A 15197-nucleotide genomic window follows, 5' to 3' on the forward strand; every position below is an offset into this window, starting at 1 on the left:
CCCGCTTGGGAGCATCATGAAGTTGCAGGTAAAAATAAGGGGAACCAGACCATGCAATGGGAAAGCCTATCGGACTTCGATCAATCCAGAATAAAGCGCTGGCAATGGGGCATGCTGGCGCTAGCGCTGTTATGCGAGATGTTTCTCGCCGCCGACTGGTACGCCTTCGCGGCGGTGATACCGTTCATTTCGGAAACACTTCAGCTTGATTCCGCGCAGGCCGGTCTGGCGCAGGGGATATTCGCGCTGACCTATGGTCTCGGCATGATTGTCTGGTCGCAATTGAGCCGTCGCATGAATGCGCGGTCGCTGCTGCTGATCGGTCTGTTCTGCACCGCCATCGGCATGGTGGCGCAAGTCTACGTCCAGACCTACGCCCAGTTGATTGCGCTGCGCCTGTTCATCGGTTTCTTCGACGCGGCAATTTTCCTCGGCAATATGAAGCTCATCATCGGCTGGTTCCCGCAGAAGCGGCGCGGCAGCATGATCGGCTTGATCCTCGCCGCCTATAGTCTTGCAATCACGCTGGACTTCGCGATTGGCATTCCGCTTTCCATCACCTATGGCTGGCGCACCTTCTTCGCCATACTTGCCATCGGTACGCTGGTGACAGCGGCGGGCGTGCTGCTCTTCACCCGTAACAATCCCGCCCATATCGGTTTCAAGGATTTTCGCTGGGAACCGGAAAAACAGCAGACCTGCACGGCGTCACTGTCCAGCATCTTCCGCTCGAAATGGATTATCGTCGGCAGCCTCGGCATTTCGGCCTGCACAATGGCCATTGCCGGAACTGCAACCTGGGTCATTCCCGGTTACATCGCCGTTCATCAGATGCCGGTGGAAGATGCAGCCCTGATCGGCACCTTGATGGGGCTGTCACAGGTCGTGTTTCTCGTTATCGGCGGTTACGCCGCCGACCGCCTGAACAAAACGGGGATGATCAAGTTCGGAACCGTGCTTGCCGTTCTCGTCGCGGCAATGTTCACCCTCGGCATGGCGATACCGCTTGGCTTTGGCTGGCTTATCCTGATGGCGCTTTTGAGCGGCGTGGCGCTTTTCGGCGGCGGCGCGATCTTCGCCTTTCTCAGCGAAAAATATCCGGAAGAACTGGCGACGGCAGCGGTTGGCTATGCCGAGATTTTCGCCATCCTTGCAACCTTCATTTCGCCCTGGGTCATGGGCGTGGTCATCAAGGTTTCGGGCGGGTCTTTTGTCAGCGCCTTCCTGACCTTCGCCATAATGGAAGCGATCATTCTGGCCATCATTCTGGTGGTCACGCGCGAGGGCTTCAGCCTGAACGACGACAAGGTTGCCATTGCCGCCAGCGGCAACGGCATTTCGGGCGAGGCCTCCCGTTCCTGATCCAGCAACTTTGCGGATGCGGCGGATGCGAATGACAGGTCGCATCCGCCTTTTTCTCTGGCTTCTTTCCGCAACCGATATTAACACCGATGAGAGCGCCTTGTTGCGCCTGATGCCAAGCTGCATCGGGCGGATGACTGTTGCAACCATGATCTAAAGCGAGGGAATTCATGGAGGAACGCTTCTCAGGTACGGTTCTGGCTTCCGAGCATCTGGAAGAGAATCCCGCGCGTTCGCTGGGCGAGATCGGCCTGAACAGTTTTGCGCCCTACCTGATGAACCGCCTGATGGCGCGCTATAATGCGAACCTCGCGGAAGGGCTGAAAGGCCGTCAGATCACAACGGTCAAGCTGCGCACGCTCGCCGTTTTGAGTGTCACGCCTTCGGCCACGATCAACGAGCTGGCGGTCTTTACCGTGACCGAACAATCGACGATGAGCCGCACGCTCGATTCGCTTGAAGAGCAGGGTTACATTCGCCGTCAGGCGCGCGCTGAAGACATGCGCATCCGCGATATTTCGATGACTGAAGAAGGGCGCAACATCTTCAACGAAGCATGGCCGACCATGTACGACCTGCTGTTGCAGTTGTTTGAGGGCATTGATGAGGACGAGCACCGCGCCTTTGTCGGCACCTTGCAGAAAATGCTGCGCAATATCCGTAAAAACGAACTTTGAAATTATGCTGAATAATAGGCCGATCCACTTTTGAGAGCGGATCGGCTTTTTTGTTGCTTAGAGCATTTCCAGCAAAAGTGCGTAGCGCCTACGCGGGGAAATCAGTCCACTGGACTGATTTCTGATCCCGCTTCGATGCGTAGGATAATGCGTAAAAACAAATAGATAGAGCGGTTCCACGATTCCGTTTTAACCGGAACCGCTCTAGTCCGTCGAGCGTGACGGGATCAGCGCGGTCGCCACGGCTGCCAGTGCAGCGACGATGGCAAAGATGTAAAAGTTCCATTGCGGGCCGACATTGAGGCTTGCGATCAAACCACCCAGAAGCGGACCCGACAGCGCGCCAATGCGGGAGAAGCTCAGCGCCCATCCCGTTCCGGCAGAACGGATTGAGGAATCGAGCCGCTGCGCCAGAAAGCCTGTCAGCACCAGCGACGCCGACACGGTGCCGAAACCGGCAATTGCGACGAACACATAGTTCATCAGCAGCGAGCCCTTGAAGGCAAGCGCCACGATGCCGAGAGCGCCCAGCGCATAGGAACAGGCTACCGTGCGGCGCACGCCGAAGCGATCCGCCCATGTACCCAATACAATACCGCCGATTGCCGAGCTGAGGCTGAAAACGGCAAGGAACAACAGGCTGTTGCCGAGATCGTAACCGTTCTTGCGCATGATCTGCGGCAGCCATTGCGCGAGACCATAGACCAGCAGCAGCCCCATGAAGAGCGCGATCCAGAAGCACGCGGTTTCGAATGCCTTTTTCGGCGAGAAGATTTCATTGAAAACGGTGCGCCAGCCGACCTTGCCATGCTTGCGGACAATCGCCGCCGGAACCCCGACGCCCATGCGCTGCGCCGTCTTGCGCGCCGCATCGTGCTTGCCGCGCTGGACCAGCGATTCCACGCTTTCCGGCAGAAATGCGAGGAAGATAGGCACAAACAGCAGCGGCACCGCACCGATCAAAACGATGGTGCGCCAGCCATGGGCTTCAAGAAAGCCGCGACCGCAGAGGGCGGCGGCGAGCAATCCCATGGAATAACCCGAATACATGAGTCCGTAATTGAAGCTCTTCTTCTTCACCGGGGAATATTCAACCGTCAGCGCTGCCGCGACTGGAATAATTCCACCGAGACCAATGCCCGAAATGAATCGGCTCAATCCGAAGATGAAGGGTGTCGGTGCCATCGCGCTGACAATCATGCAAAGCGAAAACACGGTGATGCAGGCGACGAACAGCGGCTTGCGTCCATGAAGCTCGCTCAGCGTGCCTGCCAGAATACCGCCGATCAGCATGCCGATCACCGTATAGCTGCCGATGGCGCCAAGCTCTATCGGCGTCAGCTGCCAGACCGGATCGACGGACAAGGCGGGCAGAATGGCCCCGATGACGCCAACATCATAGCCTTCCGCGAAAATCGCAAGCCAGCACAGGCCAACGACGAGCAAACTCTTGCCTGCCGATATTTCCTTTCCGGCAATAGCCGGCGCGTCTATGCTCCGGGCTTGAGACATAGCTTTCCCCTTTTATTTTGAATTGGCGAAGCGCGCCCTTTGATCAGAGCGTCGCGATTGTTTTCAGAGCGCCATCGAGCGCAATGCCCTGTTCATCCAGCAGGGCCGCCTGCCGCAGACGGCGCAGCCAGGCTGCGCCGTCGTCCCGCTCGCTTAGAGCGGGCAACGCGGACATGACGCGGTCGAATTTCGACAGGCCACGCGAATGCGTATCGGAATAACCCTTGACCAGACGGCGACAGCCCAGAACCTCAACCGCGAGATCATAGTTCTTGGGCAAGGCGGCCAGCGCCTGTGCCAGCCAGGCCTCGCAATGTTCCATCTCGCGCTGATGGCGCAGGCTGCCGCGCCGGAAACGACGCAGGCCCGACACGACATAAAGCCCGGTGAACCAGAACAGCGTTCCCGTATTCACCCTGCGACCTTTGCTGATGCGCTTGTCGAGCCATGCAAAGAGCTTCGGGCGATTTTCGATCCATGCCCCGATGCCTCTCGGCAATGTGCCGCACACTTCTTCCATGCGCGGATGCATATACTCGGTCGTATAGGCGATCTGATCCTTCTTGAGGCCGATGTCCTTGCGCACCCGCTCGAACCGCGAGCCGCGCACCTTGATATCGGCCACCCGAACCACATCGTCATAGGCCATGGCGACAGCGACATATTTCGCCGCCTGTACGGTGAAGGCAAAGCCATGCGCCGTGCCGCCATTGGCAAGATCGGCCTTGAGCATCGCGGCGCAGCGGTTCAGATATTCATCGGCATAGGCCGGGTCCTGAAACTCGGTCAGTTTCTTGATGCCCGCAAAAAGCATCGGATGGCATTCGCCCGGAAACTCACTGCGGATGCGCTTGATAAGCCCGTCAAGTGCTGGATGATCGGACCGCTCTGGCAGAGGATCCAGCCGCTTTGCAGGCGTTGCCGCCAGCTTGTCATTCGCACCGCCAAGTGCGCGCTGATAGGCGGCCTCAAAAGCTCTCAGGCTTGCCTCAATGCCTTTACCGCCGGACTTGATAGTCGTTTCAAAGGCGGCTTTGTCGAAAGGCAAAGCACCGGAAGCCGCAAGCGCGCCGAACAAAGCCGAAGACACCACGCTGCCGCTTTTCGTTGCCAGCGCTTCCATATCAAAAGCGATGGTTTTGCGCGCAGCAAAGGCTGTCGCGTCCTCAACGACCACCGGATTGCCGATGCCGTCACCCGGCTTTTCCTTTTCGCCCACCGCGAAAGAGCGATGGGTGGAGGTGATGAGCAAGGTCTTGTCCGGCGTCACAAGGCCGCGCAGCACCGAGCGCCCCGCTTCCATCAGTTCAGCCGCAATGACGATATCAACGTCGCCGGGTGTCGGCATCAGTGACAGGATCGGATGCGCCCCTTCACGGGCCCGCAACAGCTCAAGATAATAGATCGTTGCGCCGGTTCTCTGCGCCACGCCGGGTACGGAGGTGGTCTGCGCAACCCAACCATTATTTTCCGCCAGCGCCACAACCCAGTCGGCCAGAACGCCACCGCCCTGCCCGCCCATGGCGAGAATGGCAATCGATAGCGGTTTGTCCTGCGAAAGAAGAGCGGACGGCGATGCATTCAGTGTAGACATGGCCTGTTCCTCAATCCGCAAAGACAATGCGCGATGCGCGGCGGCGCTTTTGCAGCCAGCCAATGACACCGGAGCGCAGACGATGCACGAACTTGTCCCAACCCGTCGGATTGTGGATGACATCGGCGCGATAGAAAGACGGGCACAAAACCGCCGCTTCCGAAACCTCACCGCAATTGCCGCAACCAACGCAGGAATTGTCGATGGCCGCGACCGGATCGTCCTTCAGCGGATCGTCGGTGTGCTTCACCGAAAGCGAAGGGCAGCCCGACAGACGAATACAGGCGTGATCGCCGGTGCACACATCCTCATCGACACCGAAACGCTGCTTGACCATCCGCTTGCCGTCCTTGACGGCCTTGGCGAATTGCGGCTTCACGCGGCGCTGCTTGTTGAGCATGCATTCCGACGATGCCACGATGATCTTCGGGCCTTTTTCTTCCGTCGTCAGCGCTTCCTTCAGCGTGTCGCGCATCTTTGCAACGTCATAGGTGTGGTCGATCTGGCGAACCCAGCCTGCACCAATTCCCTTGACCGCATCGACGATGGAATTGTTGGTCTTGCGGCGCGGATTGATCGCCCTGGAGGACATCACGTCCTGACCGCCCGTCGCCGACGAATAGTAATTGTCGACCACGAGGATGACGCCATCCTGCTTGTTGAAGACGGCATTGCCGACCGAAGTGGCAAGTCCATTGTGCCAGAAACCACCATCGCCCATCACCGAAATGGAGCGTTTGCCCGCTGGCACGTTGAAAGCGGAAGCCGAGGCCGGACCAAGGCCGTAACCCATGGTCGTGCCACCGAGATTGAACGGCGGCAGAATGGAGAACAGGTGGCAGCCAATATCGGCTGAAACGTGATGCTCGCCCAGCTCCTTCTCCACCAGCTTCATGGCGGCGAAGATCGGGCGTTCCGGGCAACCGGTGCAGAAACCGGCGGGGCGCGGCGGCACCACTTCGGCCAGCGCCTTGACGCGTTCATCGGCCAGAACCGGCGATGGATCGGGCAGCGGCGGACGGTTGCCAAGCAATTGCGGCGCATGCGCATCGAAGAATGCCGTCAGGCCCTTAAGAAGCACAGGCGTTGTGTATTCGCCGCCCAGCGGCAGCACATCCTTGCCGGACAGTTTTGTCTGGATATCGCGGCGGCGCAGCAGCGTATGCAGCGCCTGCTCGATATATTCAGGCGCGCCCTCCTCCAGCATCACCACGGCTTTCTTGCCGGCAACGAAGTCAATGACCTCGTCGTCTATCATCGGATAGGCGACATTCATCACATAGAGAGGAACCCGGCTTTCGCCGTAAACATCGGCCAGCCCCATTTGCTGCAAGGCGCGCATAGCGCTGTTGTAAAGCCCGCCTTGCAGGATGATGCCGACATCGCCCTCTTGCGGGCCGAAATATTCATTGAGACGATTGGCTTTGACGAACTCGACGGCAGCAGGCCAGCGCTTCTCCAGCTTTTCCTTCTCGTGCAGGAAGGATGCGGGCGGCAGGACGATGCGGTTCACGTCGCGCCTTGGATTTTCCAGCGCTTCGGCAAGCGTGTGGGCAGGCCGCTTGTTATCCTTCGCAACAAACTGACCATGCACATGGCAGCTGCGAATGCCGACCTGCAACATGACCGGTGTGTTGGAGGCTTCCGACAGTTCAAAGCCTTTTTCAACGGCTTCCACGATCGAAGGCAGATTGGGCCGTGGCGTCAAAAGCCACATTTGCGATTTCATCGCATAGGCGTGGCTACGCTCCTGCATGATGGAGGAGCCTTCACCGTAATCTTCACCGATGATGACCAGCGCGCCGCCGGTCACACCGCCGGAGGCAAGATTGGACAGGGCGTCAGAGGCGACATTGGTGCCAGCCGTCGATTTCCAGGTGACCGCACCGCGCACCGGATACATCACGGAAGCGGAAAGCATGGCCGCAGCCGCAGCTTCCGATGCGGACGATTCGAAATGGACGCCCAGATCTTCCATCACGTCCTTCGCATCGGCGAGAACGTCCATAAGGTGGGAAATCGGCGAACCCTGATAGCCGCCAACATAGGAAACGCCCGATTGCAGCAGCGCCTTGGTGATGGCGAGAATGCCTTCACCGCTAAAAATATCGCCTTCGCCGAGCTTCAGATCCTCGACTTCACGGGCGAATGAGCGCTCCGCCATGACAATTCCCCTTTTCCGTTTGCCGGAATATCAATTCATTTGCATCAGCATATTTTCTAATTCTAAACTGTGTCAATAGCGCTTTTCAGAACGATTATAATTATTGCATTTGCATATTTCTGTTTGGAGGCATTTTCCATGCTCCATGACGGAATGTGAGAAAGGCCGCGATTTTTTCGCTTGACGTGCTTGAGCACCCAATTATATTTTAAGCTTAAAATAATTAACCGGCTCCGTTCGGCAAATATCGGTCGGCAGCAAATCGGAAAGGGAACTCAACATGCGTATCGTGTGTATTGGAGGAGGTCCGGCCGGCCTTTATTTCGGCCTTCTGATGAAGAAGCTTCATCCGGAACATGACATTACGGTTGTGGAGCGGAACCGCCCCTATGACACCTTCGGCTGGGGTGTGGTGTTTTCCGACGCGACCATGGAATCCATGAAGGTCTGGGACCCGGAAAGTGCAGCCGAAATTCAGGACGCCTTCAATCACTGGGACGATATCGAGGTGCTGTTCAAGGGCACGCGCCAGCGCACCAGCGGTCATGGCTTTGTCGGCATCGGCCGCAAGCGCCTGCTCAACATTCTTCAGCTGCGCTGCGAAGCGCTGGGCGTGAAGCTTCAGTTTGAAACCGACGTGGAAAGCGATCTCGATTTCCCCGATGCCGATCTCATCATCGCTTCGGACGGCCTTAACTCCCGTATTCGCAATCGCTATGAGGACGTGTTCGAGCCCGATCTGATCGTGCGGCCCAATCGCTATATCTGGCTTGGCACGGAAAAGCTGTTCGACGCCTTTACCTTCGATTTCCGCAAGACCGATCACGGCTGGTTCCAGGCGCATATCTACAAGTTCGACGACAAGACCTCGACCTTCATCATAGAAACCACAGAGGAAGCCTATCTGGCGCACGGGCTGGACCAGATGGACCAGACTGCCTCCATCGATTTCTGCGAAAAGCTTTTTGCGGAGACGCTGGAAGGCGTACCGCTGATGACCAATGCGCGCCATATGCGCGGCTCGGCCTGGCTGAACTTCAACCGCCTGATTTGCGGAAAATGGAGCCACTTCAACGGCAATTCCCATGTCGTGTTGATGGGTGACGCAGCCCATACCGCGCATTTCGCCATCGGATCGGGCACCAAACTTGCCATCGACGACGCGATTGAACTGGCCAACCAGTTCCAGAAGCTCGGTCACGGCAAGGAAGGCATTCCTGAAGTGCTGCATGCCTATGAGGAAATCCGCCGGGTCGATGTTGCACGCATTCAGAACGCTGCGCGCAACGCCATGGAATGGTTCGAGGTCGTCGGCCAACGTTATGCCGACACGCTGGAGCCGGAACAGTTCATGTATTCCATGCTCACGCGTTCGCAGCGCATCAGCCACGAAAATCTGCGTCTGCGCGACAAGAACTGGCTCGAAGGCTATGAGCGCTGGTTTGCCCGCAAGCAGGGGCTGAACGTAACGGAAGACGAGCGTTGCCTGCCGCCGATGTTCACGCCCTACACGCTGCGCGGTGTGACGCTGCCAAACCGCATCGTCGTGTCGCCGATGGCAATGTATTCCGCGAGCGATGGCCTTATCGACGATTTCCATATGGTGCATCTGGGCAGCCGCGCCATGGGCGGCGCGGGACTGGTCTTTGCCGAAATGACCTGTGTGTCACCCGATGCGCGGATCACCCCCGGCTGTCTCGGCATCTGGAACGATGCACAGGCCGAAGGCTGGAAGCGCGTTGTCGATTTCGTGCACGGCAACAGCAATGCCAAGGTTGCCATGCAGATCGGCCATGCCGGACGTAAAGGCGCGACCAAGCTTGCATGGGAAGGCATTGACCAGCCGCTGGACGACGGCGCGTGGCCGCTGCTGTCCGCCTCCGCCCTCCCCTACCTCAAGCACAGCCAGACGCCGAAGGCGATGGACCGCGCCGATATGGATCGGGTGAAAGCGGATTTCGTCGCCGCCACCAAACGCGCGGCTGAAGCTGGCGTCGATTGGCTCGAACTGCACTGTGCCCATGGCTATCTTCTGTCGAGCTTCCTGTCGCCGCTCACCAACCGGCGCGAGGACGAATATGGCGGCAGCTATGAAAACCGCGCACGTTATCCGCTGGAAGTCTTCCACGCGGTTCGCGAAGTCTGGCCGCAGGATAAGCCGATCTCGGTTCGTCTTTCGTGCCACGACTGGTTTGAAGGCGGCAACACGCCGGAAGATGCAGCCATCTTTGCCGAGATGTTCAAGGCCGCAGGCGCCGATCTGATCGACTGTTCGTCGGGTCAGGTCTGGAAGGAAGAAAAGCCGGTTTATGGCCGTCTGTTCCAGACCCCGTTCTCCGACAAGATCCGCAACGAAATCCACATTCCGACGATCGCCGTCGGTGCGATTTCGGAAGCCGATCATGCGAATTCGATCATCGCCGCCGGGCGCGCCGATCTCTGCGCTGTGGCACGCCCGCATCTTGCCGATCCGGCATGGGCGCTGCACGAGGCGGCGAAAATCGGCATCAACTCTATCGCGTGGCCGAAGCAATATCGCTCCAGCAAGTATCAGTATGAAGCCAATCTCGCCCGCGCCGCTGCTGCACCGCAAGGCGCGAAATAGAGCTGGTGAGATAACGGAGAGATGGCGATGAACGATCCGGCTGTTGGCCTTGCCCTTTCTGGCAAACATGCGCTGGTTACCGGTGCCGGTAGCGGTATCGGCGCCGCTATCGCGGTGGGCCTTGCGCGCGCCGGGGCCAATGTGACCCTGGCGGGCCGCCGCCGCGAACCGCTGGAAGCAACTGCCGCCCTGTTGGACTGGCAGCGATGCTTCATTGCCGATGGTTTCGATGTGACAAACCGCGAAGCCATTGAGACCGGGTTGAACGGCGCGCGCGCCGCATTCGGGCCTGTCAGCATTCTTGTTAATAATGCCGGGGAAGCACCGAGCGCCCCTTTCGAGAAAACCAGTCTCGATATGTGGAGCCGCGTTCTCGACGTCGATCTCACCGGCGTCTTCAATGTGACGCAGGCGACCCTTGATGACATCAAGGCGGGCGGCAAAGGCGGGCGCATCATCAATATCGCGTCGACGGCGGGCCTGAGCGGTTATTCTTATGTCTCGGCCTATTGCGCTGCAAAGCACGGGGTCGTCGGGTTGACCAGAGCGCTGGCGTTGGAATTGGCCCGCAAGGGCGTAACCGTCAATGCCGTTTGCCCGGGCTTTACCGATACGCCGATCATTGCTCGTTCGATCCAGGCCATTGTCGCGAAGACCGGACGGTCGGAGGACGATGTTCTGGCAGAATTCGTCAAGGCGAACCCGCAGGGACGCCTGATACAGCCTGAGGAAGTGGCTGAAACCGTGCTGTGGCTCACATCGCCCGGCGCGCAATCGATAACTGGACAGGCGATAGCAATCGCCGGTGGGGAGGTAATGGCAGGATGAACGACGGCACAATTTCGATGGCGAGCAATCTGAAGCCTTTCAAGGATTATCAGGCCGAGCATTTTCTGTGGCAGACCAGCGAAGATGGGCGCGTTGCAACGCTGACCCTGAACCGCCCGGACCGCAAAAATCCGCTGACATTCGAAAGCTATGCCGAGCTTCGCGACCTGTTTCGCAATCTCGTCTATGCCTCCGACGTGCGCACCATCGTGCTGACCGGCGCTGGCGGAAACTTCTCGTCGGGCGGCGATGTGTTCGAGATCATCGAACCGCTGACCAAAATGGCGATGCCCGACCTTCTGGCTTTCACGCGCATGACTGGCGATGTCGTCAAGGCCATGCGCAAATGCCCGCAGCAGATCATTGCCGCCGTTGACGGCATTTGCGCTGGTGCTGGCGCTATTCTGGCCATGGCATCGGATTTGCGCATCGCAACACCGGAAGCCAAGACAGCCTTCCTCTTCACCCGCGTCGGTCTCGCGGGCGCAGATATGGGTGCCTGCGGCATTCTCCCGCGACTGATCGGTCAGGGCCGCGCATCGGAACTGCTTTATACCGGACGCTTCATGAGCGCCGACGAAGGCGAGCGCTGGGGCTTCTTCAATGCGCTGCATCCGCAGGGCGACCTCATCGGCAAGGCCGAAGCGCTGGCGCGCAACATCGCCGATGGCCCATGGTTCGCGCATGGCATGACCAAAACCATGCTCAATCAGGAATGGGCAATGGGCATTGAAGAGCTGGTGGAATCGGAAGCGCAAGCGCAGGCCATTTGCATGGCAACGCAGGATTTCCGTCGCGCCTTTGAGGCTTTCGCAGCCAAGCAGAAGCCCGTTTTCGAGGGGAACTGACGATGGATAGTTCCGCAGCAAAACCGCTCGTGCGGGAGCATCTCGACTGGCCGTTTTTTGACAAAACCCATACCGACTGGGCCGCAAAGCTCGATGCCTTTGCAGCGAGCCCGGCGCTGGCCGATGTCGATCACAGCGATACCGACAATGCCTGCCGCGCTTTGGTGAAAGCGCTGGGCCAAGCCGGGCTGCTGGAAGCGGCTGTCAGCCTGACCGGCGGCGAAGGCATCGATTCCCGCAAGCTTTGCATTGCCCGCGAGACACTGGCCTATCATGACGGTCTCGCCGATTTCGCTTTTGCCATGCAGGGCCTCGGCACCGGCGCGATCAGCCTGACCGCGTCGGACGAACTCAAGCAGGCCGTGTTGCCGAAAGTGGCAATCGGCGAATGGATTTCGGCTTTTGCGCTTTCGGAAAAACTGGCGGGGTCCGATGTGGCGGCGATGAGCTGTGCCGCCAGAGCCGACGGCGATGACTATGTGCTCGACGGTGAAAAGACCTGGATTTCCAATGGCGGCATCGCCGATGTCTACACCGTCTTTGCCCGCACGGGCGAAGCGCCCGGAACACGGGGCATTTCGGCCTTTGTGGTTTTCGCCACCGATCCCGGCTTTTCCATCGCGGAGCGCATCGATGTGATCGCGCCGCATCCGCTGGCCACGATCCGCTTCGACAATTGCCGCATCCCCGCCTCGCGTCGCCTCGGCGCGCCGGGCGAAGGCTTCAAGATCGCCATGCGCACGCTCGATATTTTCCGCGCATCGGTTGCCGCAGCAGCACTTGGCTTTGCGCGCCGTGCAGCCAGCGAGGCGCTGTCCCATGCACGGTCGCGCCCGATGTTCGGTGGCGCATTGGCCGACTTGCAGCTGACGCAGGCCACGCTTGGAGACATGGCGACCGATATCGACGCCGCTGCGCTTCTGACTTATCGCGCAGCATGGCGGCGCGACGTTCAGAAGCTGAACACAACCAAGGAAGCCGCAATGGCCAAGATGGTTGCGACGGAAAACGCCCAGCAAACCATCGACAAGGCCGTGCAAATGTTTGGCGGTCGCGGTGTGAAAAGCGGCGAAATCGTCGAGCGGCTTTATCGCGAGATCCGCGCACTTCGCATCTATGAGGGCGCAACCGAAGTGCAGAAACTCATTATCGCGCGCGAACTACTGAAGGCAAATTAAAGCCCGCCACCGCGCGCATTTTCTGGAGATACAACATGCATAAGACCCTTCAGCCGCAAGGCTGGGCCCGCCCCATCGGATATGCCAACGGCGTTGAAGCCCGCGGGCGCACCGTCTACATCGGCGGCCAGATCGGCTGGAACGAACAGCAACAGTTCGAGACCGACGATTTCGTCGAGCAGACCGAGCAGACATTGAAGAACATTGTCGCCATTCTGGCGGAAGCCGGCGGCAAGCCGGAGCATATCGCTTCCATGACCTGGTATTTCACCGACAAGGTTGAATATACCGCCAATCTGAAAGGCATCGGTCGCGCCTATCGCGATGTGATCGGCAAGCACTTCCCCGCAATGGCGGCGGTGCAGGTTGTTGCGCTGGTCGAAGACCGGGCCAAGATTGAAATACAGGCTTTTGCCGTTATACCGGACTGAGGCAACCATGGCCGATAGACGCGAATTCTCCCCCGCTGTGACAGGCACAGTTGTTGACGGCATTCTTGTCGTCACGGTCGACAACCCGCCGGTCAACGCCACATCCGCTGATGTGCGCAAAGGTTTTGCCGCAGCCATTCGCCATGCTTCTGCCGACGCGGCGATCCGTGCGACCGTGCTGAGCGGTGCAGGCAAAATCTTCATCGGCGGGGCAGACATTCGCGAATTTGGCAAGCCTCCGGTCGAACCGACATTGCCGGATGTTATCACGATCATCGAAAGCGCCGACAAACCCGTGGTGGCCGCTATCAACGGCCCCGCTTTGGGCGGCGGGCTTGAGGTTGCGCTTGCGACTCACGCCCGTATCGCATCAACCAGCGCCTCCTTTGCCTTGCCGGAAGTCAAGCTCGGGATCGTGCCCGGCGCTGGCGGCACGCAGCGCCTGCCTCGACTGATCGGGCCGCTCGCAGCACTCGATATGATCGCCACCGGACGCCAGATTGCCCCGGATGAAGCGCTACAATTGGGCCTCATCGACCAGATATCGGATGGCGATCTTGTGGCCGACGCTATCGCGCTCGCCAATACGCTGGTCGGCAAGCCATTGTGCCGGACCGGCGATCTGCCCGTTACCGCGCCCGATGCAGCCGCCTTTGAACAGGCCAAGGCCAAAATACTGAAAAAGGCGCGCGGCGCGACCGCTCCCGGAGAAGCGGCGCGGCTGGTCCAACTCTCGACGACAACCGCGATTGCCGAAGGTCTGGCCGAAGAACGGACAACCTTCATTCGCCTGCGCGATAGCACGGAAGCAGCCGCCTTGCGGCATCTGTTTTTCGCCGAACGTGCCGCTGGAAAAGTGGAAGGCATTGAGGCGAAGCCTCGGGCGCTTTCCACCATCGGCATTGCCGGGACCGGCCTGATGGGATCGGGCATCGCCGTTGCCTGTCTCGCCGCTGGCTATAAGGTCATCGGCTATGAAACGACTGCGGAAGCAGCCGCCAAGGGCCATGCGCGGATCAGCGACATGATCCAGAAGGCTGTCGATACGGGCAGGCTTTCCACCGAAGCCGCAGACGCGCAACGTGCAAAGCTCACTGTCAGCGCCGATATGGCTGCACTGGCCGATGCCGATCTCGTCATCGAGGCCGTGTTCGATGATTTCACCGTCAAGGCGTCGCTGTTCCGCGCGCTTGATGCGTTGCTGCCTGCGGCAACCATTCTCGCGACCAATACAAGCTATCTCAACCCGGATGAGCTGGCCGCCGTGACAAGCCGTGCCGACCGGGTGCTGGGCCTGCACTTCTTCTCGCCAGCCAATATCATGCGGCTTCTGGAAGTGGTGCGCTGCGCGCAGACCTCCGACGAGACGCTGGCAACCGGCATCGCCTTCGCCCGTAAGATCAAGAAGCTGCCCATCGTTACCGGTGTCTGCGAAGGCTTTATCGGCAACCGGATGTTTTCGGCCTATCGCGCGCAAGCCGAGGAAATACTGGCCGAAGGCGCTTATCCCGAAGATATCGACCGCGCCATGGAAGCCTATGGCTTTCCGATGGGACTCTTCGCGGTTTACGACATGGCCGGGCTGGAAATTGCCTGGGCGCGGCGCAAGAGAGCGGCGGCAAGCCGCGATCCCAACCTGCCCTATTTCGATGTTGCCGACAAATTATGCGAAGCCGGTCGTTTCGGGCGCAAGACCGGTCTCGGCTGGTATCGCTATGCGGACGGTGTTCGCGCCAGCGACCCGGACGTTCACGCGCTGATCGACGATTACCGCGCACGCAACGCCATTGTTCCTCGCAGTTTCAACGACGAAGCAATCATGCAGCGCCTGCTCGCTGCCATGGCGGATGAAGGAAAAGCGCTGCTTGAAGAAGGCATCGCGCGCCATTCCGACGACATTGATCTCGTTCTGGTCAACGGCTACGGCTTTCCCTCGATCAAGGGCGGCCCGATGTTTGCAACAATGTCCGGGACGGGCGATCAGGCGAACTGAAATCC

The 15197-nt window shown here is 59.2% G+C and carries 12 protein-coding genes; 9 read left to right on the forward strand and 3 right to left on the reverse strand.

Annotation, left to right across the window (positions count from 1 at the left end; genetic code table 11):
• The first annotated feature begins 51 nt into the window (after positions 1 to 51).
• The 3 genes from FGI60_RS16885 to FGI60_RS16890 are packed head-to-tail and all read left to right on the forward strand — an operon-like array spanning position 52 to position 2039.
• Positions 52 to 1362: an MFS transporter gene (locus tag FGI60_RS16885; protein WP_138786185.1), complete on the forward strand. Its 1311-nt coding sequence runs from the start codon at positions 52 to 54 to the stop codon at positions 1360 to 1362.
• A gap of 31 nt (positions 1363 to 1393) precedes the next feature.
• The gene (locus FGI60_RS26680; protein ID WP_268898842.1) at positions 1394 to 1519 is read left to right on the forward strand and encodes a hypothetical protein; all 126 of its coding nucleotides are present in this window, start codon (positions 1394 to 1396) and stop codon (positions 1517 to 1519) included.
• Between the two features lie 13 nt (positions 1520 to 1532).
• Positions 1533 to 2039 carry a MarR family winged helix-turn-helix transcriptional regulator gene (locus FGI60_RS16890; RefSeq protein ID WP_138786186.1) on the forward strand — a complete coding sequence of 169 codons (507 nt, stop codon included), beginning with the start codon at positions 1533 to 1535 and terminating at the stop codon, positions 2037 to 2039.
• 204 nt (positions 2040 to 2243) lie between these two features.
• On the opposite strand, the gene FGI60_RS16895 is transcribed toward FGI60_RS16890, so the two are convergent.
• From FGI60_RS16895 to FGI60_RS16905, 3 genes are read right to left on the reverse strand one after another with little or no spacing between them, the layout of a single operon-like run.
• Positions 2244 to 3551 carry an MFS transporter gene (locus tag FGI60_RS16895; RefSeq protein ID WP_138786187.1) on the reverse strand — a complete coding sequence of 436 codons (1308 nt, stop codon included), beginning with the start codon at positions 3549 to 3551 and terminating at the stop codon, positions 2244 to 2246.
• A 43-nt stretch (positions 3552 to 3594) separates the two neighbouring features.
• A complete protein-coding gene (locus tag FGI60_RS16900) occupies positions 3595 to 5145 on the reverse strand; it encodes an indolepyruvate oxidoreductase subunit beta family protein (protein WP_138786188.1) in 1551 nt (516 codons plus the stop codon).
• A gap of 10 nt (positions 5146 to 5155) precedes the next feature.
• Entirely contained in the window at positions 5156 to 7309 is a 2154-nt protein-coding gene (locus FGI60_RS16905) for an indolepyruvate ferredoxin oxidoreductase subunit alpha (RefSeq protein ID WP_138786189.1), read from the reverse strand.
• A 280-nt stretch (positions 7310 to 7589) separates the two neighbouring features.
• On the opposite strand from FGI60_RS16905, the gene FGI60_RS16910 reads away from it, so the two are divergent.
• Genes FGI60_RS16910 through FGI60_RS16935 form a run of 6 tightly spaced genes read left to right on the forward strand, consistent with a single transcriptional unit; the run spans position 7590 to position 15192 of the window.
• The gene (locus tag FGI60_RS16910) at positions 7590 to 9914 is read left to right on the forward strand and encodes a bifunctional salicylyl-CoA 5-hydroxylase/oxidoreductase (protein ID WP_138786190.1); all 2325 of its coding nucleotides are present in this window, start codon (positions 7590 to 7592) and stop codon (positions 9912 to 9914) included.
• A gap of 27 nt (positions 9915 to 9941) precedes the next feature.
• Complete coding sequence (locus FGI60_RS16915; protein ID WP_138786191.1) at positions 9942 to 10742, forward strand: SDR family NAD(P)-dependent oxidoreductase; 801 nt, start codon at positions 9942 to 9944, stop codon at positions 10740 to 10742.
• The gene (locus FGI60_RS16920) at positions 10739 to 11590 is read left to right on the forward strand and encodes an enoyl-CoA hydratase family protein (protein WP_138786192.1); all 852 of its coding nucleotides are present in this window, start codon (positions 10739 to 10741) and stop codon (positions 11588 to 11590) included. The genes FGI60_RS16915 and FGI60_RS16920 overlap by 4 nt, the downstream gene beginning before the upstream one ends.
• A 2-nt stretch (positions 11591 to 11592) precedes the next feature.
• Positions 11593 to 12768, forward strand: coding sequence for an acyl-CoA dehydrogenase family protein (locus FGI60_RS16925; RefSeq protein WP_138786193.1), 1176 nt, complete (start codon positions 11593 to 11595; stop codon positions 12766 to 12768).
• Between the two features lie 35 nt (positions 12769 to 12803).
• Positions 12804 to 13199, forward strand: a complete 396-nt coding sequence (locus tag FGI60_RS16930) for a RidA family protein (protein ID WP_138786194.1) — start codon at positions 12804 to 12806, stop codon at positions 13197 to 13199.
• Between the two features lie 7 nt (positions 13200 to 13206).
• Positions 13207 to 15192 carry a 3-hydroxyacyl-CoA dehydrogenase NAD-binding domain-containing protein gene (locus FGI60_RS16935; RefSeq protein WP_138786195.1) on the forward strand — a complete coding sequence of 662 codons (1986 nt, stop codon included), beginning with the start codon at positions 13207 to 13209 and terminating at the stop codon, positions 15190 to 15192.
• The last annotated feature ends 5 nt before the right edge of the window (positions 15193 to 15197 follow it).

The sequence above is a fragment of the Brucella haematophila genome (assembly GCF_005938105.1).
Classification (GTDB): Bacteria; Pseudomonadota; Alphaproteobacteria; order Rhizobiales; family Rhizobiaceae; genus Brucella; species Brucella haematophila.